General features: G+C 71.6%; 16 protein-coding genes. 9 read left to right on the forward strand and 7 right to left on the reverse strand.

The window, feature by feature from the left end:
* Positions 1 to 36: 36 nt before the first annotated feature.
* Entirely contained in the window at positions 37 to 1,269 is a 1,233-nt protein-coding gene (locus tag ACIPJI_RS13370) for an MFS transporter (protein WP_402246209.1), read from the reverse strand.
* A 264-nt stretch (positions 1,270 to 1,533) separates the two neighbouring features.
* Here ACIPJI_RS13370 and ACIPJI_RS13375 point away from each other — a divergent pair, with 264 nt between their 5' ends.
* Positions 1,534 to 3,054: an alpha/beta fold hydrolase gene (locus ACIPJI_RS13375; RefSeq protein WP_402246211.1), complete on the forward strand. Its 1,521-nt coding sequence runs from the start codon at positions 1,534 to 1,536 to the stop codon at positions 3,052 to 3,054.
* Positions 3,055 to 3,205: 151 nt separating this feature from the next.
* Positions 3,206 to 3,736 carry a VOC family protein gene (locus ACIPJI_RS13380; protein ID WP_402246212.1) on the forward strand — a complete coding sequence of 177 codons (531 nt, stop codon included), beginning with the start codon at positions 3,206 to 3,208 and terminating at the stop codon, positions 3,734 to 3,736.
* Positions 3,737 to 3,776: 40 nt separating this feature from the next.
* On the opposite strand, the gene ACIPJI_RS13385 is transcribed toward ACIPJI_RS13380, so the two are convergent.
* Together ACIPJI_RS13385 and ACIPJI_RS13390 are read right to left on the reverse strand one after the other, a co-directional pair.
* Positions 3,777 to 4,568 (reverse strand): inositol monophosphatase family protein, encoded by a 792-nt coding sequence (locus tag ACIPJI_RS13385; RefSeq protein ID WP_402246214.1) that lies wholly within the window; start codon positions 4,566 to 4,568, stop codon positions 3,777 to 3,779.
* A 125-nt stretch (positions 4,569 to 4,693) separates the two neighbouring features.
* Positions 4,694 to 6,349 carry an acyl-CoA synthetase gene (locus ACIPJI_RS13390; RefSeq protein WP_402246216.1) on the reverse strand — a complete coding sequence of 552 codons (1,656 nt, stop codon included), beginning with the start codon at positions 6,347 to 6,349 and terminating at the stop codon, positions 4,694 to 4,696.
* A 224-nt stretch (positions 6,350 to 6,573) separates the two neighbouring features.
* On the opposite strand from ACIPJI_RS13390, the gene ACIPJI_RS13395 reads away from it, so the two are divergent.
* From ACIPJI_RS13395 to ACIPJI_RS13415, 5 genes are all read left to right on the forward strand, one after another.
* Positions 6,574 to 7,395, forward strand: a complete 822-nt coding sequence (locus ACIPJI_RS13395; RefSeq protein ID WP_307704602.1) for a crotonase/enoyl-CoA hydratase family protein — start codon at positions 6,574 to 6,576, stop codon at positions 7,393 to 7,395.
* Between the two features lie 12 nt (positions 7,396 to 7,407).
* Positions 7,408 to 8,352, forward strand: a complete 945-nt coding sequence (locus tag ACIPJI_RS13400; RefSeq protein WP_402246218.1) for a Zn-ribbon domain-containing OB-fold protein — start codon at positions 7,408 to 7,410, stop codon at positions 8,350 to 8,352.
* Between the two features lie 101 nt (positions 8,353 to 8,453).
* A complete protein-coding gene (locus tag ACIPJI_RS13405) occupies positions 8,454 to 9,446 on the forward strand; it encodes a thiolase domain-containing protein (RefSeq protein ID WP_402246605.1) in 993 nt (330 codons plus the stop codon).
* A complete protein-coding gene (locus ACIPJI_RS13410) occupies positions 9,436 to 10,602 on the forward strand; it encodes a thiolase domain-containing protein (RefSeq protein ID WP_307704599.1) in 1,167 nt (388 codons plus the stop codon). Before ACIPJI_RS13405 ends, ACIPJI_RS13410 begins: the two co-directional genes overlap by 11 nt.
* 134 nt (positions 10,603 to 10,736) lie before the next feature.
* Positions 10,737 to 10,952: a DUF397 domain-containing protein gene (locus ACIPJI_RS13415; RefSeq protein WP_402246607.1), complete on the forward strand. Its 216-nt coding sequence runs from the start codon at positions 10,737 to 10,739 to the stop codon at positions 10,950 to 10,952.
* A gap of 108 nt (positions 10,953 to 11,060) precedes the next feature.
* On the opposite strand, the gene ACIPJI_RS13420 is transcribed toward ACIPJI_RS13415, so the two are convergent.
* The gene (locus tag ACIPJI_RS13420; protein WP_307704598.1) at positions 11,061 to 11,420 is read right to left on the reverse strand and encodes a hypothetical protein; all 360 of its coding nucleotides are present in this window, start codon (positions 11,418 to 11,420) and stop codon (positions 11,061 to 11,063) included.
* Between the two features lie 166 nt (positions 11,421 to 11,586).
* Between ACIPJI_RS13420 and ACIPJI_RS13425 the strand changes: the two genes are divergently transcribed.
* Complete coding sequence (locus tag ACIPJI_RS13425; protein WP_189472805.1) at positions 11,587 to 12,087, forward strand: hypothetical protein; 501 nt, start codon at positions 11,587 to 11,589, stop codon at positions 12,085 to 12,087.
* 103 nt (positions 12,088 to 12,190) lie between these two features.
* Here ACIPJI_RS13425 and ACIPJI_RS13430 read toward each other — a convergent pair whose 3' ends face one another.
* Positions 12,191 to 14,395, reverse strand: a complete 2,205-nt coding sequence (locus ACIPJI_RS13430; RefSeq protein ID WP_402246220.1) for a germacradienol/geosmin synthase — start codon at positions 14,393 to 14,395, stop codon at positions 12,191 to 12,193.
* A gap of 209 nt (positions 14,396 to 14,604) precedes the next feature.
* Positions 14,605 to 16,527: an N-acetylmuramoyl-L-alanine amidase gene (locus ACIPJI_RS13435; RefSeq protein WP_356621816.1), complete on the reverse strand. Its 1,923-nt coding sequence runs from the start codon at positions 16,525 to 16,527 to the stop codon at positions 14,605 to 14,607.
* A 310-nt stretch (positions 16,528 to 16,837) separates the two neighbouring features.
* On the opposite strand from ACIPJI_RS13435, the gene ACIPJI_RS13440 reads away from it, so the two are divergent.
* Positions 16,838 to 17,224 carry a VOC family protein gene (locus tag ACIPJI_RS13440; protein ID WP_307704596.1) on the forward strand — a complete coding sequence of 129 codons (387 nt, stop codon included), beginning with the start codon at positions 16,838 to 16,840 and terminating at the stop codon, positions 17,222 to 17,224.
* A 181-nt stretch (positions 17,225 to 17,405) separates the two neighbouring features.
* Here the strand turns inward: ACIPJI_RS13440 and ACIPJI_RS13445 are convergent, their stop codons facing one another.
* On the reverse strand, positions 17,406 to 18,533 hold the full coding sequence (locus ACIPJI_RS13445; protein ID WP_356621645.1) for an aminoglycoside phosphotransferase family protein: 1,128 nt from the start codon (positions 18,531 to 18,533) through the stop codon (positions 17,406 to 17,408).
* Positions 18,534 to 18,545 lie beyond the last annotated feature (12 nt).

The following is an 18,545-nucleotide window of genomic DNA, read 5'->3' on the forward strand; positions in this document are numbered from 1 at the left end:
CCCGGAAAGTCCGGGGCTTCTGCTTTCGTACGGCGCTCAGCCTCGAAGTGTGCGGGAGGTGACGGTCAGTCCGGCCAGTGCGAGGATCATCCAGGCTGTGAGGTAGGCGAAGGCGGCGGCGGGTGAGAAGGCGGTCCAGAGGATGCCGGCGAGGGTAGAGGCGGCGAGGTTGCCGAAGGACTGGACGGCGGCGAGCATGCCAAAGGCGGAGCCACGCAGGTCCTCGGGGGCGAGGGCCGCGATGGCCGAGTGCTGGGCGGTCTCGACTGCGCCGATGCTGATCCCGGCCAGGACGAACGGGATGGCGAGGAGCACGATGGCGGTGGCGTCGGCGATGAACAGTCCGTAGGAGAGGGCGAAGCCGGCGATGCCGCCGGCGAGGACGACGACCGGGCCGCGGCGTCCGAGCCTGTCGGAGAGTCGGCCTGCGGGGACGGAGACGAGCGTGGCGGCGATGTTGTACGCGATGTAGAGGCCGAGCGCGATTGTGGTCGCCGTCTTTGCGCCGCGCTCCACCGCGAGCAGGTCGGACGCCCGCAGGATGAGCAGGGTGGCAGCGACATTGCCGACCTCGAAGGCCGTCACCGCGGCCATCAGCCTGCCGAGGTCGCCTCGAAGGACCGGCTTGATCCGGATCTTGAGCGGCACCCTGCCCTGGCTGGTGGGACGGGGTGTCCGGCGGATCGCGTAGACGATCGCAGCCGCGGCCAGCAGGCCGGGGATGACGGAGAGGCCGATGGCCCACCTGACACCGAGCCAGGCGACCAGGCCGAGGGCCAGAAGGGGGCCGAAGATCGCGCCCAGGTTGTCCATCATCCGCTCGAAGCCGTATGCGCGTCCGTAGGCTGCAGGGGGGACGATGTCCGCCAGGAGGGCGTTGCGGGCGGGGACGCGCAGACCGCGGGCGGTCCAGGCTGCGGCCCGCAGGAGGCCGACCTGCCAGACCGTGGTCGCCCCGGCGGTCGCGGCGCCGAGCACGGCGGTGGCCACGTAACCGCCGACGGCGACCTTGCGACGCCGGGACGGATCGTCCGCCAGGACGCCGCCACCGAACCTGGCCGCGCCGGCCAAGGCGTCGGAGACCCCTTCGATCGCGCCCAGAGCCGCGGCCGGTGCGCCGAGGGAAGTCAGCAGGGACGGCAGCAGGGCGGTGGGGATCTCGTGGCCGACATCGGCGAGGAGACTGGCGCATCCGATGCCTTTGACGCCGGGCGTGAGCCATTGATTTTCGTCGCCGGCGTTGGCGGCGGGCGGCACGATCTCGTTCATTCCCGGCAGTCTGCCTGGTCCTTACAGGTGGGGGGCCCGCACTGTTGGTGAGCATCACTCTGTAGCCGGAGTCGTACACCCTGCACGGCAGGGTTTTCGGTCCTTTCCCTGATGATGCAGAACATCGGTCCCACCATGGTGCGCATCGGAGCTGGCTTCTTCTCATGGAGCGAGCACTCTCGACTCGATTGCCGCGGCGGTCGCACGGCACGTGGCTCCGCAGCACACGTTGCGTCCCGCAGGGCCACCGCCGAAGATCGCCGCATGGCGACCTTCCTGACGTACGACGGCACCGAACTGTCCTACCGCTCCGAGGGGGAGGGCGATCCGCTGATCTGCCTGCCGGGCGGGCCCATGCGCGGCTCCGCCTACCTGGGGGACCTCGGCGGGCTGTCCCGGTACCGGCGGCTGATCGTGCTCGACGCCCGGGGCACCGGCGCGTCCGCCACGCCCGTCGACACCGCCACCTACCGCTGCGACCGGCAGGTCGACGACGTCGAAGCCCTGCGCGTACACCTCGGACTCGACCGCATCGATGTCCTCGCCCACTCCGCGGCGGCCGACCTCGCCGTGATGTACGCCGCGCGCCGGCCGCACCGGGTCCGCTCCCTGATTCTGGTCACCCCCGGCACCCGCGCCGTGGGCCTCCCGATCACCGACGGCGACCGGTGCGAAGCGGCCGGCCTGGGCTCCCACGAGCCCTGGTTCGGCCAGGGGCGCGCCGCTCTGGACGAGATCGCGGCCGGGCGCGACCCGCGCGAGGTGTGGGAGGCCGTCAGGCCGTTCACGTACGGCCGCTGGGACGACGCGGCCCCGGCCCACGCCGCCGAGGAGGACGAGCAGTCGGACCTGGCGGTGGCACACGCCTTCTACGCCGACGGAGCGCTCGACCCGGCCGCGACCAGGGCCGCGCCGGCGGACGTCGACGCCCCGGTGCTGGTGCTCGCCGGTGAGCTCGACGGCGGCCCGCTCCCGGCGAAGGCCGCCGAACTCGCCGCACTGTTCCCGGCGGCCCGGACCGTGATCCAGCCCGGCGCGGGTCACTACCCCTGGCTCGACGACCCCCGCGCCTTCACCCGCACCGTCGCCGCCTTCCTCGAGCCTCAGGTGCACAGCGTGACGGCACAGGGCGTCACGCTGGCCTATCGCGTGTGGGGCCGGGAGGACGCCCCGCCCGTCGTCCTCGCCCACGGGCGGGGCGGTGACAGCAGCGACTGGGCCCGGGTGGCCGAGGAACTCGCCGCCACCCGCCGGGTCTACGCCCCCGATTTTCGAGGACACGGCCTGAGCGACTGGCCCGGCAGCTACGGATTCGAGACCTTCAGGGACGACCTGAGCCTGTTCGTCACCGCCCTCGGGCTCGCGCCCGTCGACATCGTCGGCCATTCCATGGGCGGCGCCGCCGCGCTGCTCCTCGCCGAACGGCGGCCGGAGCTGGTGGCCCGGCTGGTCGTCGAGGACGCGCCGCCGCTGCTTCCGCTCGACCCGCCGCGACCGCCTGCCGTGCGGGGCGAGGAGCCGCTCGGATTCGACTGGCCGGTCGTGCCGGCCACCGACCGCGAACTCAACGAGCCCGATCCGGCCTGGTGGGAGGAGCTCAAGGACATCACGTCCCCGACCCTGGTGATCGGCGGCGGTCCGACCAGCCATGTGCCGCAGAACCAGCTCGCGGAGCTGGCCGGCCGGATCCCGGGCGGGCGGCTGGTGACCATCGACGCGGGACACCTGGTGCACGAGAGCCGCCCGGAGGACTTCCTGACCGCGCTGAAGGAGTTCGGTATCTGACCCGCCGCCTGCCGTCGCACGTCGCACTGGTGCATCCGGACGATTGCGGCCGCCGCCGTCGTCAGGGGGAGCGCGTCGCGGGGTGGTTGCGGGGAAGATTGCGGGACGGGAAGTTGAATCCCGCAATCAACCACAGGTGAAGGAGTCCGCGATGCCTCAGCCAGAGGGAGCCGATCTGGAGGCCGTGCGCGCCCGTCGGGAGGAGGTGCGACGACGCTACCTGCGCGAAGCGGGCGACCGGCCCGCGACCACGGCGAACGGCGTCCACCATGTGGCCTTCATCTGCCGTGACGTGGAGGAGACCGTCCGCTTCTACCAGGAGTTCCTGGGGTTCCCTCTCGTGGAGATCGTGGAGAACCGTGACTACCGCGGCTCCACCCACTTCTTCTTCGACATCGGCAACAACAACCTGCTGGGGTTCTTCGACTTCCCCGGCCACGACCATCCGCCCGCCACAGAGACGGTCGGCGGGGTGCAGCATCTGGCGCTGTCGGTCGACGCGCGGCAGTTCTCCGCCGCCCGTGAGGCGCTGGACGCGGCGGGCATCGAGTACCTGGGCCCCGACCGTGGCGTCAAGGACAGTCTCTACATCCGCGACCCCAACGGCGTACCGCTCGAGCTGTACCGGGAACGGCTCGGCGTCTTCAACGGCGAGCGCATCCTGCCGGGCGCGGAAGGCTGACCCAGCCGCTCCTGCCGGATCGGACGACCTGGCGCCGACGTCAGCTGCGGATCATCGACATCAGCAGTTCGTGAGTGTCACTGTCGGCAGCCACGACGAGCCCGCGTCCCGCCGGTCCGACCGGGGCGCCGTCGATCCCGGTGACCACGCAGCCGGCTGCCCGGCACAGGGCGATGCCGGCGGCGAAGTGCACGCTCTGGGACAGGTCGCCGCCGTCGGTGACGTATGCGGCGCGCTTGCCGGCGGCGACCCAGGCCAACGCCAGCGTCGTGGAGACGACCCGTGGCCGAAGCGATTCGCCGAACCGGGGATCGGCCAGCAGGTCGACAGCCCGGAAGCCGGGCGCGCCGGGGAACGGCGGGTCCAGATTGACATCCACGAGTCGGGTGGCGGCCGTGGGCGCCAAAGGGGCATCGGCGCCGTCGTACCGCACCCGGGCGGTTTCACCGTCGGTGAAGAAGACTTCGCCGGTGAACGGGTCGGCCACCGCCGCCGCCCCGTTGCGCAGCGCCACGTTGACGGCGACCACCATGTTGCCGACGGCGTAGTTCAGCGTGCCGCACAAGGGATCCACCAACCACTGGCGCGCGGCTTCAACGGCACCCTGCTGTCCGCCCTCTTCGCCGAGGACGGCGTCGTCGGGCCGGGCGGCACGGATGACGCCGAGGATCGCCTTCTCGGCCTCCACATCGGCTGCGGTGGCGAAGTCCCCGGCGCCCTTGTCGATACGGGCGAGCCGCCGGCCGTACATGCCGCGGACGACTTCCGCGCCGGCCCGGGCCGCTGCCGTCGCGACCCCTGCGTCGTCGAGCTCCGCATATGAGTTGATCATGTCACGCATGGTATCGGCGGTGAAAAGGCTCTTTCCGCGAGCAGGACGAGCAGGACGAGCCGGACGAGCCGGATGAGTCGAACGGGTCGAACGGGTCGCCACGATGCCCATGGGTGGTGGTGCGGTCAGGCCCCGGCCCCGGCGGGTTCGGCCCCGTCGGTGTCCGCCGCGGCCTCGGTGGCGACCGCCCGGGCCCAGCGGTAGTCGGCCTTGCCGCTCGGCGATCGCTGGATCTCCGGTGCTATCACCAGTCGCCTCGGGATCTTGTAGCCGGCCAGCCGGGTGCGGCAGTGGGCCTGGATGGCGGCGAGTGTCGGTGCGGCCACCCCCGCGCGCAGCTGGACCACGGCCGTCACCTGGTTGCCCCACCGGTGGTCGGGGACGCCGGCGACCAGGGCGTCGTACACGTCAGGATGGGATTTGAGCGCCTGCTCGACCTCCTCGGGGTACACCTTCTCCCCGCCCGTGTTGATGCACTGCGAGCCGCGGCCCAGGACCGTGACGATGCCGTCCTCGTCCACGGTGGCCATGTCGCCGAGGAGCACCCACCGTTCGCCGCCGCGCCGGAAGAAGGTCTCCTTGGACTTCGCCGGATCCTTGTAGTAGCCGAGGGGTACGTGTCCGCGCTGGGCGACCCGGCCCGTCCCGCCCGGCGGCACCGGCTCGTAGGTGACCGGATCGACCACCGCCGTACGGGCGTTGACACGCAGCCGGAACCCGGCCGCGGGACCCGAGTCGTCCGTCGCGGTGCCGTTGAAGCCGGATTCGGAGGAGCCGAAGTTGTTCAGGAGCAGGACGTCCGGGGCCAGCGCGGTGAACTGCTCGCGCACGGTGTCCGACATGATCGCCCCGGAGCTGGAGACGCTGAACACCGACGACAGGTCGCACCCCTTCAGCGGCCCGTTCAGTGCGTCGATCAGCGGGCGCAGCATCGCGTCACCGACCAGCGACACGCTGGTGACCCGCTCCTGCTCGATGGTGCGCAGCACCTCGTGCGGCACGAACTTGCGGTGAATGACGATCCGCTGGCCGAAGTTGAAGCCGATGAAGGCGGTGAGCGTCGAAGTGCCGTGCATCAGCGGGGGAGTGGGGAAGAAGGTGATCCCGTCGCCGCCTGCGGCCACCCGCTCGGCCAGTTCCTCGGGCCGGGACACGGGCTCGCCGGTCGGGGCCCCGCCGCCCAGACCGGCGAAGAACAGGTCCTCCTGACGCCACATCACGCCCTTGGGCATGCCCGTCGTCCCACCGGTGTAGATGATGAACAGATCGTCGGCCGACCGTCGGGCGAAGCCCCGCAGCGGTGAGGCGGCAGCTTCGGCGTCGGTGAACGCCATGGCGTCGAGGGGCGGCGCTCCGTCCGGCGGCACGCCGACGCGCACCAGGTGCCGCAGCTTCTCGGTGCGGGGCAGGGCCGCGGCCACCCGCTCGGTGAACTCCGCGTCGAAAACGAGGGCCGCGAGGTCGGCGTCACGGTAGAGGTGGACCAGCTCGTCGGCGACGTAACGGTAGTTGACGTTCACCGGCACGATCCGGGCCTTCAGACAGCCCAGCACGGTCTGGAGGTACTCGACCCCGTTGTAGAGATGCAGGCCCAGATGCTCGCCCGGTGCGATGCCCGCGTCGAGCAGATGGTGGGCGACACGGTTGGCCGCCGCGTCGAGCTCCGCGTAGGTGAGCCGGCGCTCCTCGCCGGTGCCGGGGTGGTCGACGTACACGAGTGCCTCGCGGTCGGGCACGACGTCGACCACCGATTCGAACAGGTCGGCAAGGTTGTACTCCACCGCTCCTCCTGACCCCGGCGGGACATCGGACGTGAACCCGGTGCACTGCGGCTCGGCCGTCATTAGAGCGCCGCTCTGCACAACTGGGAAGGGCCACCGGCGAGGAAATCTGACTGACTGTCAGAAAACTATTGAACTGGCGGCCCGCCTGCTGCAACCTGTTCCAGATCCGGTGACGGGTCCGGCGACGGACCCCGTGACCGATCCGCGACGGGAGGTTGCACATGGCACGGCACAGCGGCCGCACGGGCACCGAACACCTCACCGTGGAACACGAGGGCGCCACGCTGATCCTCACCCTGAACCGGCCGGAGGCGAAGAACGCCCTCTCGCTCGCGATGCTCGTCGGCCTGTACGACGCATGGCTCGCGGCGGACGCGGACGACACCGTCCGCTCCGTGGTGATCACCGGAGCCGGCGGCTCCTTCTGCGCCGGCATGGACCTCAAAGCCCTGGCGGCGGGCGGCGGTATGGCGGGAGAGCACTACCGCGACCGGATGAAGGCCGACCCCGACCTGCACTGGAAGGCGATGCTCCGCCACCACCGGCCGAGGAAGCCGGTCGTCGCCGCCGTCGAGGGGTACTGCGTCGCCGGCGGCACCGAGATCCTCCAGGGCACGGACATCAGGGTCGCGGGCGAGGGCGCCACCTTCGGGCTCTTCGAGGTCCGGCGGGGCCTCTTCCCGATCGGCGGCTCGACCGTGCGGCTGCCGCGCCAGATCCCGCACACCCACGCCCTCGAGATGCTGCTCACCGGCCGCCCCTACACCGCCGACGAGGCCGAACGCATCGGCCTCGTGGGCCGCGTCGTCCCCGACGGCACCGCCCTCGACGCGGCGCTCGGCATCGCGGAACGGATCAACGCCTGCGGCCCGCTCGCCGTCGAGGCGGTCAAGGCCGCGGTCTACGAGACGGCGGAGATGACGGAGGCCGAAGGACTCGCCGCCGAACTGGAGCGGGGCCGGCCGGTCTTCGACACGGCCGACGCCAAAGAAGGCGCCCTCGCCTTCGCCGAGAAGCGCGACCCCGTCTACCGGCGCGCCTGAGAGGAGAGCCCCGTGCCCCCCGTGCTCCGTGCTCCGCTCGTCGTCGAGTTCCCCTTCACCCGGTCCCTGGGCCCCGTCCAGAGCGCCTTCCTCACCGGCCTGCGCGAACGAACAGTGCTCGGCGTACGCACCGCCGACGGCCGGGTCCTCGTACCGCCCGTCGAATACGACCCCGTCACCGCGGAGGAGATCCGCGACCTCGTCGAGGTCGGTGCCACCGGCACCGTCACCACCTGGGCGTGGAACGAGCACCCACGGCCCCGCCAGCCCCTCGCCACCCCCTTCGCCTGGGTGCTCGTCCGCCTGGACGGCGCGGACACCTCCCTGCTGCACGTCCTCGACGCCCCCGGCCCCTGCGCCGTGCGCACCGGGATGCGCGTACGCGTCCGGTGGGCCGCCGAACGCACCGGAGCGATCACCGACATCGCCTGCTTCGAACCGTACGAGGGCGAGCCCGCCGGCCCGCCGCACCCCCACAGCGGCAGCTTCCCCGAACCCGTCACCGGCATCGTCACCCCGGCCAGGCTCGACTACACCTGCACCCCCGGCCGCGCCCAGAGCCGCCACCTAGCCGCGCTCGACGGGCGCAGAACCGTCGGCGAACGCTGCCCGTCCTGCCGGAAGGTCTACGTCCCGCCCCGCGGCGCCTGCCCCACCTGCGGAGTCGCCACCGAGGGACAGGTCGAGGTCGGCCCCCGCGGCACGGTCACCACCTTCTGCATCGTCAACATCAAGGCGAAGGGCCTGGACATCGAGGTGCCCTACGTCTACGCCCACATCGCCCTCGACGGCGCCGGCCTCGCCCTCCACGGACGCATCGGCGGCATCCCCTACGACGAGGTGCGCATGGGACTGCGCGTGGAGCCGGTGTGGCGCGAAGGCTCCCGCCACCCCGACCACTACCGGCCGTCCGGCGAACCGGACGCCGCCTACGACACCTACAAGGAGCTGCTGTGACCAGCCCTGCCGGGCGCGGTACGACGAGCCGAGCCCGGCACGGCAGGGACATCGCCGTCGTCGCCTTCGCCCAGACGCGCCACACACGCCGCACGGACGAGATGTCCGAGGTGGAGATGCTGATGCCGGTCCTCCACCAGGTCCTGTCGAAGACCGGGCTGCGCACCGGCGACATCGGCTTCACCTGCTCCGGATCCAGCGACTACCTCGCGGGGCGGGCGTTCTCCTTCACCATGGCGCTCGACGGTGTCGGCGCCTGGCCCCCGATCAGCGAGTCCCATGTCGAGATGGACGGCGCCTGGGCCTTGTACGAGGCGTGGGTGAAGCTGCTGACCGGCGAGAGCGACACCGCGCTCGTCTACGCGTTCGGGAAGTCGTCACCCGGCGAACTCCGCGATGTGCTCACCCGCCAGCTCGACCCCTACTACACGGCCCCGCTCTGGCCCGACTCGGTGGCCCTCGCCGCCCTCCAGGCACAGGCACTGATCGACGCCGGGGAGGCGGACGAGCCGGAGTTCGCCGGTGTCGCGGCCCGCAGCCGGCGGGACGCCGCGGCCAACCCGCACGCTCAACTGAAGGGAGAGGTTCCGCGGGGCCGCCACCTCGTCCGGCCGCTGAGGGTCTCCGACTGCCCGCCCATCGGCGACGGCGCCGCCGCCGTCGTCCTGGCCGCCGGCGACCGGGCCCGCGACCTGTGCGAACGGCCTGCCTGGATACGCGGCATGGACCACCGCATCGAGGCGCACGGCCTCGGCGTGCGGGACCTCACCCGCTCGCCCTCCACCCGCCTCGCCGCGGAACACGCGGGCCTCTTCGAGAGGCCCGTCGACACGGCGGAACTGCACGCGCCCTTCACCTCCCAGGAGCTCGTCCTGCGTCGAAGTCTCGACCTCGACGCCGGCGTGAGGGTCAACCCGTCCGGCGGAGCGCTCGCCGCCAACCCGGTGATGGCCGCCGGGCTCATCAGGATCGGCGAGGCAGCCTCCCGCATCCACGGCGGCGAGTCCGACCGGGCCCTCGCCCACGCCACCTCCGGCCCCTGCCTCCAGCACAACCTGGTGGCCGTCCTCGAAGGAGAGGCCCATGCCGGCTGAGCCCGTGGCCGTCGTCGGTATCGGCCAGACAAAACACGTCGCCGCCCGCCGGGACGTGTCCATCGCGGGCCTCGTCCGCGAGGCGGCCCGGCGGGCCCTCGACGACGCCGAACTGACCTGGGCCGACATCGACGCCGTCGTCATCGGCAAGGCCCCCGACTTCTTCGAGGGCGTGATGATGCCGGAGCTGTACCTGGCCGACGCCCTCGGCGCGGTCGGCAAGCCGATGCTCCGGGTCCACACCGCGGGCTCCGTCGGCGGCTCCACCGCCCTCGTCGCCGCCAACCTGGTGGCCGCGCGCGTACACACCACCGTGCTCACACTGGCGTTCGAGAAGCAGTCCGAGTCGAACGCGATGTGGGGCCTGTCCCTGCCCGTCCCCTTCCAGCAGCCGCTGCTCGCGGGCGCCGGCGGCTTCTTCGCGCCGCACGTGCGCGCCTACATGCGCCGCACCGGCGCGCCCGGCACCGTCGGGTCCCTGGTCGCGTACAAGGACCGACGCAACGCGCTCAAGAATCCGTACGCGCACCTCCACGAGCACGACATCACGCTGGCGAAGGTCCAGGCCTCACCGATGCTGTGGGACCCGATCCGTTACTCGGAGACCTGCCCCTCCTCCGACGGCGCCTGCGCGATGGTTCTCACCGGCCGGACGGGCGCGGCCCGTTCGCCGCGCCCGCCCGCCTGGGTGCACGGCGGGGCGATGCGCAGCGAACCCACCATGTTCGCGGGGAAGGACTTCGTGTCGCCGCAGGCCGGCAAGGACTGCGCCGCGGACGTCTACCGGCAGGCCGGTGTGAGCGACCCGCGCCGCGAGATCGACGCCGTGGAGATGTATGTGCCGTTCTCCTGGTACGAGCCCATGTGGCTGGAGAACCTGGGCTTCGCGGCCGAGGGCGAGGGCTGGAAGCTGACCGAGTCCGGCGTGACAGAACTCGACGGGGAGCTGCCGGTCAACCCCTCCGGCGGCGTCCTGTCGACCAACCCCATCGGGGCGTCCGGCATGATCCGCTTCGCGGAGGCCGCGCTCCAGGTGCGGGGGCAGGCGGGCGAACACCAGGTCGACGGCGCGCGCAAGGCGCTCGGACACGCCTACGGGGGCGGGGCGCAGTTCTTCGCCATGTGGCTGGTCGGCGCGGAGCCGCCCGCCACCTGACGATCGGCGGGACCCGGGCGGGCCGTCACGTGCGGCACCCTGTCCGTGACGGGGCGTCGTCGCTAGGCTGGCCCCGGAGACGACGCGGGAGGAGCAGGGACGTGGCCGAGAGCACCACCACTACCACCACGCACATGATTTCGGGGTGGGAGAAGCCGGACCTGGACCTGAGCAACGCGGACTGGCGATCAGGGACGCAGGGCGCCGGGGACGTGCAGATCGCGTTCGTCGAAGGGTTCATCGCGATGCGTAACGGCGGCCGCCCGGAGAACCCGTCGCTGATCTTCACCCCGGCCGAGTGGCGTGTCTTCGTGCTGAACGCACGGGACGGCGAGTTCGACCTCACCTGACGACGACACCACCGACGGGAGTCGCACCCCGGCCGGTGAGCAGCGCCGTGCCCCCTCCCGCCGGCGTGGGAGGGGGAAGCGACGGCACGGCTCACGCGGGCGTCTGTGTCACATCACGGCCGAGCCCGCCGTGCCGTTGATCTTCTCGATGGCCTGCCGCGCATGCTCACCTGGCGTACGGGCGGTGAGCGAGGAGACGGACGTGGGCGGAGGCAGATGCGGCGCACTCCCGGCCGGCGCGGATCCGGACGCGGATGCCGTCGTGGGCTTGGCGTGGACGGCGGAGCGGGTACGCAATCGGTGCCCGGCCGCCTCGTCCAGGGTCACGGGCCGCTGCATCTGGGCGGCCAGCCGCCCCGCCTCCTGCCCGAGCGCGGCGACGTCCTCCCAATGGAGGCGGACCACCAGCCGTAGCTCCGCCTCGCCGTCGGGAAGGGCTTGCAGGGGAGGAGTGGTGCGGTCGTTCATGGACTGATCCTCACGTCGGTACGGAATCTCGCGGGACGCTGCTCCTCACAGGCATCGGTGCGCACGGGCACCGGTGCGCACAGGGATACGGAGGCGGCGGCCGGGGCGTTCAACGCCGCCGCGCCCCGGCTCGGCCGGGTCGGTCCGTACCCGTACCATTGCGGGTATGTCCTTCCTCCGCCGCCGCAGCGCCGCCACACCCGCGGGCCCGGACTTCGATGTCCTGGCCATGGACCCGGGCGACTGGCCCGGAAATCTGGGCGCCGGCCTGCTGCCCGCGCCGGACGGCAGCTGCCAGGGGGTCTTCCTGCGCTACGACCTGTTCGGCGGCCGCGGACCCGCGATGATCATCGGCAATCTGCCCGAGGGATCGCCCGCCCGTGAGGTGGAGGAGGGCGAGATCCCCTTCGAGGTCGGCCAGCTCCTGGTCGCGCTGGAGAACGACGAGCCGGTCCATGTCACCGGTGTCGAGGACACTCCGGTCATGCAGGGGGACAACCTGCTGATCGTGCGCCGTCTGAAGCTGTCGGAAAGCCGCATCTCCTGCGTACAGTTCGACCGTAGCGACAATGTGCTCGTCACCATCGCCAGCTGGGACCGGCCCATCACCGACGATCTCTACGCGCTGCTCAAGCCGCTGCCCGCGGAGCTGTTCCAGCAGGGCTGACCGCCGGCTGACCGACCCCTCTTCGACCTGCTGCCCGGGCCCGGCCCGGGCAGTTTTTTCCTGCGTCCTGGCACATCGGTCGCGCGACCCCCTGGTCCTCGCGCTACACCCTGACCGCCGACCGCTGGGCCGGCAACGAGATCCGGGCGGCGGACGTGCCGAGCCCCGTGGGCGCACCCAGCCGCCACAGGGCAGCACCTCCCCGCAGATCCTCCTCCTTGTAACGCCTTACCTTCCGGTGCCAGTTGAGGATGCCGGCGAGCCAGTCCTCGAGCTCGCGCACATATGAGGCGAGGGCCGCCCTGCCGTTCTCGCCGAGACCGAACTCATCGCACACCAGGGGCAGTTCATGTTCCTTCACATGGAGGAACTGCTCCAGCCGGGAGTGCATGAGATCGGCCGTCATCGCGAAGGCCGTGGGGTAGTCGCAGTCGAAGAACGTCTGCACCACCAGTACCGCGTTGTGGATCTCGCCCTCGTACTCGATCTCCTTCTGGTACGAGAACAGGTCGTTGAGCAGGCAGGCGTAGTCCATGGCCGCGTTCTCGAGGGCGCGCACCGGGCCGCTCGCGTAGAGCTCGGCCGGCAACTCGCCCTCGTGGCGCAGCCTGCACAGGCTCATGGTCATGTCCGAACCGAATGTGAGACGGCGCATCTCGATGTAGTCGACCGGATCGGGGACCCGGTGCTGCGCCTGGTTGTGCAGCTCCCACAGCCAGCTGTCCAGCATCACGTCCACGGCCGCGCGCAGGGACCCGCGGGCGGCCGCCGACATCGGCCCCGCGGTGCGCGCCCACAGATCGGCGAGGCTGCGCTCCATCGGGGCGACCGCGACGGCGGCGCCCGCCTCCGGGGCGTCCACCGGCATACAGGCCTTCAGCCGGTCGTTCAGGAGCCTGGCCCCGGCGAGATCGCGGGGTGCGCCGAAGACCACCGGGTAGTAGTCGTCGCCGTAGGTCCCCCACGTCAGCCACTCCGCGCTGAGCTCCAGTTCCTCCGGCGTGGCGTCGGGGTCGAGCCCCGCCGCGCAGAGCGCCAGGTCGAAGCCCTTGAGTTTGGCCTCGTCCCAGATGTCGTTCAGCAGGCCCATGCGCCCGGCCCAGTCGACCGACTTCCTGCGGGCGTCGTCCAGGTGCGGACTCAGAGTGAGGGGGAACGGCAGGGCGAAGTCGGGGAGAAGGGAAGGCCCCACCTGTCGCGGCCGGTGCGTCAGCGTGCGCAGCCGTGCTGCCGCCGGACGGCCGAACAGCGTGCGGATGTCGAGCGCCGACGTCCCGAGCACCCCGGCGACGGACGACGGTCCGACCGCATCGCCCACGCCGTCGTTCATGTACCGACTGGAGCGCATGTGCCATTCGTGACCGCCGGACTGCCAGTCCTGAAGACCCTTGGTGTAGGCGGCGATCGCGGTGCACTCCTGCGGGGTGAGGCCCTTGTCCACGCACAGCGCGGGGACCTCAGTGAGCGCCGTGTTCTCGAACTGCTGCACCCGCGAGGTCAGCAGGTCGTTCACCGCGTCCGCCGCCTCCTGGGTCGTACAGCCGAGGAAGCGCTGCAGCACCAGCACGCCGTTGCTGTTCTCGCCCTCGTCCTCCACCTCGCGCTGGTACGAGAAGAGGTCGTTGCGCAGGTGCACCGCGTCGGAGAAGGAATCGCGCAGCACCCGCAACGGACGTGTCGCGGCGGCCGCTTCCGGCACCTCCGCCTGTGCCGCGTACTCCACCAGGCCGGCGGACCAGGGAGCGCCGCCGACCTTCCGGCGCATCTCGATGTACTCGACCGGGTTGGCGACCCGGCCGGCGTCGATGTTGGCCAGCTCCCACATCGACTCGTTGAGCAGGTTCTTCGTGGACTCGGCGAAACGGGCCCGCCAGGCGGGGGACATGCTCGGCACCGTCCGCTCCCACAGGTCGGCGAGACCCGCCTCGACCGGGTTCGTCGGCTCCGGTGTCCTCCGGGACAGGTCCATCGGCATGAAGGCCGGCAACCGGTCCAGATACGCCTTGCCGCCCGCGAGGTCCTGGCTGCGCTTGAAGACCTCCAGGAAGTGGTCGTCGAAGAAGAAGACCCACACGTACCAGTCGGTGACCAGACCGAGGGCCGCCGCGTCGCAGTCCGGGTGCGTGTACGCGCACAGCAGGGCGTAGTCGTGGGCCTCGAGATCGCTCTCCTCCCAGATGCCGGACCCCTCCAGCATTCCCATCCGCCGGGCCCATTTCCTGGTGTGCCGCCGTGCCTCCTCGACATGCGGATTGAGGCGGGCCGGATACGGGACGTAGAAGTCCGGCAGTACGAAGGGCTGTGCCATGTGCGCCAGGGCCTTTCAGAGCAGCCGCGCACAAGGCGCGGACGGTCATGACGGCCCAGGCCTACCCCTCGCCCGTACGGCCCACTCACCCCGGCAAATAGTCACATAAGCGGCCCGGTGTGCGGGGTGGTGCCACCGGACCCCACGACCGGTGGCACCACCCCGCCGAGAGCCTTCGTCCGGACCGGTCGCGGCCCGGACGAAGGGCCTCAGCCCAGCACCCGCACGTCCGACGCCTTCACAAAGGCGACCCGGTGCCCGAACTGGATCTCGTAGTACATCTCTTCGCCCCGGACCACCTTGTGGCCCGCCGTGTCGAACGTCGTCGCGTACAGGTACTCCCCGGGGACCCGGTCACCGACCACGTACCTCTGGCCCGCGAGCAGCTTGTACGGCAGCGGCGAGACCGCCTGCACCGGAACCCCCGGCGGATAGGCGGACGCCTCGGGGTACGCCCTGCCGTACACCGGCACTTCGGCGAGACCGTCCTTCGGTGTCAGCACCTGCTCCCGGGCACCGACCGCCACCGGCTGGGACCGCGGATTGTGGAACCATGCCTTCTGCCCGAGGTACCAGATCGCCGTCCAGTCGCCCCGGCGCTCTGCCACCGCGTACTGCTGACCCGTCGAGGCGCGCGCCCCCGTGTCGTTCACACCGGTCGTCGAGTCCTGCCCGCCCGGGCGCAGACCGATGTCCTTGACCAGCGGGGCGCTCTCGCTCGGCGCCGTGTGCAGCCGCACGGCACCGGAGCCGTGCGGCGCGCACGCCTCCCCGGCCTTCGTGCAGCCGGTGTACAGCGGCTGGTGCCGGGTGTACTCGGGACGGATCGTGACCACGGAACTGTCCGGCCCGGCGGACGGTGTGAACGGCCTGCCGAGCAGCTTGAAGTAGTGCGCCCAGTCCCAGTACGGCCCGGGGTCGGTGTGCATCCCGCGGATCGTCGCCGTCGTCGTGCCCGGGACGTTGTCGTGACCCAGGATGTGCTGCCGGTCCAGCGGAATGTCGTACCGCTTGGCCAGGTACCGCACCAGGCGCGCCGACGTGCGGTACATCGCCTCCGTGTACCAGGCGTCGGGGGACACCAGGAAACCCTCGTGCTCCAGACCCACCGACTTGGCGTTGACGAACCAGTTCCCGGCGTGCCAGGCGACGTCCTCGAGAGGCACGTGCTGAGCGATGTGCCCGTCGGACGAACGCAGCGAGTACTGCCACGACACGTACTGAGGGTTCTGCACCAGCTTCAGGGTGGTGTCCCAGGACGCCTCCGTGTCATGGACGACGATGTAGTCCACCGACTGGGACGCCGGCCGCTCGGCCTGGTCGTGGTTGCCGTAGTCGCCGTCGCCGAACTCCTCGTACGGGGCCGGGATCCACTCGCACGCCACCGTCGGCGGGCATTCCGTGCGGCCCGCGTCGGCGGTGCGCAGTCCGAGCCGGTGCACCTGCGTCCGGTCCGGTGACACGGCCGGGTCCGGCTCGAGCTCCACCCGCTGACCGCTGTCCGTCGTGCGGGACTGGCCCGTGCGGATGACGTCGAAGACGTCGTCGGCGTACGTCGTCGCCGTCGCCACGTCGTCCGCGCCGGAATACCGCGCCACGGCGCCGTACCAGTCCTCGGGATCCGCACTCGCGGGCGCGCCCAGCTCCCGCTGGGCCTGCGCGAGCAGGGCCGCCCCGCCCCGCACATTGGCCGCGGCACTGTCACGCAGCTCGTCCGCGCCGATGCCCGACACCTCGGCCGCGCGCTCCAGCGTCCGCAGCCGCGGCGGCAGTTCGCCGGGATCGGGCAGGGCCGCCTCGACGACCGAACGGGCGGGGCGGGCGTCGTCACCGCGGGCGTCCTCGGCACCGTGCGAGTGGTGGGGCGCCTCGGCGATCGCGGTCCTCGCGTCCGTCAGGTGCATCGGACCGTAGCCGCCGGTGACACTCGCCGCGCCGCCGTGCGCGTCCCAGCGGGACTGGAGGTACGAGACGCCGAGCAGCACGCTCTCCGGCACCCCGTACTCGGCGGCCGCGGCGGCGAACGTTCCCTGCATCGAGTCCGCGGGAGCGCGTTCGGCGGTCGCGGACGGACCGGCCGACAGCAGCGGCAGCAGCAGGGCGGCGCACGCCACCGCGCCACCTGCCGTCAGCGCACGACGACGGGCACTTCTCGGACGTGCGGGAGCTGATCCTGGCAATGCGGCCTCCAGTGACGGGTGACGCGCGAACGGGCCCCGAGGGGCGGGACACGCCCCATGGGTATCGGCTCACGGACGATCCGTCAATCGTGCCTCGCGGCCCGGTATTTGCACGTCAGAGGGCGTGTCGCGGAGTTTCGCGGCGACGGTCCCCCGGCCTGCGGCGCGTCAGTGGAGTGGACCAATGGCCGCCGGGCGACGGACCGTTTCCCATTGCCTGGGCGCTCCGTATGGCGGACGTGGCACGGGGTAGCCGCTGTGCATGACCACCCAGAAGACCAGCGTTCTCGTCCTCGACGCCGCCGAACCGATGGAACTGGCGGAGTTCTACGCAGGATTGTTCGGCGCGGAGGTACGCGTCGGCAGCGACCCCGACTTCGTGGAGGTCGTCGGCCACGGTGGAGTGCACCTGGCGATGCGCCGCGACCACGGCTACGCGCCGCCCAGCTGGCCGCGACCGGAGGACTCCCAGCAGTCGCACCTGCGCATCCTGGTCGCCCGCGACGACCTGGACGAGGCGGAGCGGGAGGCGATCGGCCTGGGGGCCCGGCCGGTCGACACCAACAATCGGCGGGGGCCTCGCGAGGAACGCGTCTTCTCCGACCCGGCCGGGCACTCCTTCTCCTTGGCGGCGTCACCCGAGCGGTGATGCGTGGCAGCGCCCGGTCAGGCGAGCAGGACGACGACGGTGCTGCGACCGTGTCCGCCGGCGCAGGACGAGCGGGAGAAGCACAGTGCGCTGCGCGCCCGGAGTGTCGGCACCGGACGCGCAGCGCGCTTCCCCCTCTGTGGCGGCGGATCGAACGAACCTGCCGCTCGGTTGCGGCCGGTCAGCGGGTGCCGACCGCCGCGCGCACGGCCCTGCGGGCCATTGCGCAGTCATCGTGCAGCCGCCTCAGCAGCAGCCGCTGTTCCTCACCGGCCGTAGGACCGCCGGCCTGCGCCTGGCCGCCCACCACCGGCGGCGCCTCCCGCATCGTGCGCTGCACGGCGGTCTCGTAGGTACGGATCTCCCGGGTCAGCACCAGCATCAGATTGACCAGGAACGCGTCCCGGGCCGCCGTGCCCGCCTGCTGGGCGAGCTGGCTGATCTGCCGGCGCGCCGCCGGGGCATCTCCCAGCACCGCCCACAACGTCGCCAGGTCGTAGCCGGGCAGGTACCAGCCGGCGTGCTCCCAGTCGACCAGTACCGGACCGGTGGGCGACAGCAGGATGTTGGAGAGCAGCGCGTCGCCGTGACAGAACTGCCCCATCCCGTGCCGGCCGCCGGCCTGCGCCAGACCGTGCAGCAGCTTCTGCAGGTCTCCGAGGTCACGGTCGGTGAACAGCCCCAGCTCGTGGTAGCGCGAGATCCGCGAGCCGTAGTCCAGCGGGGCGTCGAACATCCCGGCCGGCGGACGCCAGCTGTTGAGCCGCACGACCGCCCCCAGCACGGCGCGCAGATCCCCGCGCGGAGGGGCCTCCACCGGATGCCGGGTCAGCGCCGCGGCCCTTCCGGGCATCCGCTCGATCACCAGGGTGCAGTTCTCGGGGTCCGCGGCGATGAGCCGCGGGACCCGCACCGGTGGGCGGTGCCGCACGAAGGCGCGGTACGAAGCTATTTCGTGCCGGAGCCGCTCGGCCCACGCCGGCGAGTGGTCCAGTAAGCACTTGGCGACCGCCGTCGTGCGCCCCGTCGTTCCGACGATCAGTACGGACCGTCCGCTGCGGCGGAGCACCTGCACGGGATTGAACTCGGGGCAGATCCGGTGCACCGACGCGACAGCCTTGCGCAGCTGCGCGCCCTGAGGGCCGGACAGGTCGATTCTCCCGCTGAGGGGCGGCCGGCCCGTCGCACCGGCCGTCCTGCGTGTCCGGCCGGGGTCGGCGCGGTCGAGATACGGACCGGCGCCGGCGGGGAACGCGTTGCGCTGCTGCAGCCGGGGCGGAGCGGACACGGAGGACGATGCTGTGTACATGGGAGACAGATC

The sequence above is a fragment of the Streptomyces sp. NPDC086835 genome, assembly GCF_044745705.1.
Lineage (GTDB): Bacteria > Actinomycetota > Actinomycetes > Streptomycetales > Streptomycetaceae > Streptomyces.

Excerpts from the sequence above, each read along its gene's own strand:
- ACIPJI_RS13370 (WP_402246209.1), bottom strand. The coding sequence starts at position 1,269 with ATGAACGAGATCGTGCCGCCCGCCGCCAACGCCGGCGACGAAAATCAA.
- ACIPJI_RS13375 (WP_402246211.1), top strand. The coding sequence starts at position 1,534 with ATGGCGACCTTCCTGACGTACGACGGCACCGAACTGTCCTACCGCTCC.
- ACIPJI_RS13380 (WP_402246212.1), top strand. The coding sequence starts at position 3,206 with ATGCCTCAGCCAGAGGGAGCCGATCTGGAGGCCGTGCGCGCCCGTCGG.
- ACIPJI_RS13385 (WP_402246214.1), bottom strand. The coding sequence starts at position 4,568 with ATGATCAACTCATATGCGGAGCTCGACGACGCAGGGGTCGCGACGGCA.
- ACIPJI_RS13395 (WP_307704602.1), top strand. The coding sequence starts at position 6,574 with ATGGCACGGCACAGCGGCCGCACGGGCACCGAACACCTCACCGTGGAA.
- ACIPJI_RS13405 (WP_402246605.1), top strand. The coding sequence starts at position 8,454 with ATGTCCGAGGTGGAGATGCTGATGCCGGTCCTCCACCAGGTCCTGTCG.
- ACIPJI_RS13410 (WP_307704599.1), top strand. The coding sequence starts at position 9,436 with ATGCCGGCTGAGCCCGTGGCCGTCGTCGGTATCGGCCAGACAAAACAC.
- ACIPJI_RS13415 (WP_402246607.1), top strand. The coding sequence starts at position 10,737 with ATGATTTCGGGGTGGGAGAAGCCGGACCTGGACCTGAGCAACGCGGAC.
- ACIPJI_RS13420 (WP_307704598.1), bottom strand. The coding sequence starts at position 11,420 with ATGAACGACCGCACCACTCCTCCCCTGCAAGCCCTTCCCGACGGCGAG.
- ACIPJI_RS13425 (WP_189472805.1), top strand. The coding sequence starts at position 11,587 with ATGTCCTTCCTCCGCCGCCGCAGCGCCGCCACACCCGCGGGCCCGGAC.
- ACIPJI_RS13430 (WP_402246220.1), bottom strand. The coding sequence starts at position 14,395 with ATGGCACAGCCCTTCGTACTGCCGGACTTCTACGTCCCGTATCCGGCC.
- ACIPJI_RS13440 (WP_307704596.1), top strand. The coding sequence starts at position 16,838 with ATGACCACCCAGAAGACCAGCGTTCTCGTCCTCGACGCCGCCGAACCG.
- ACIPJI_RS13445 (WP_356621645.1), bottom strand. The coding sequence starts at position 18,533 with ATGTACACAGCATCGTCCTCCGTGTCCGCTCCGCCCCGGCTGCAGCAG.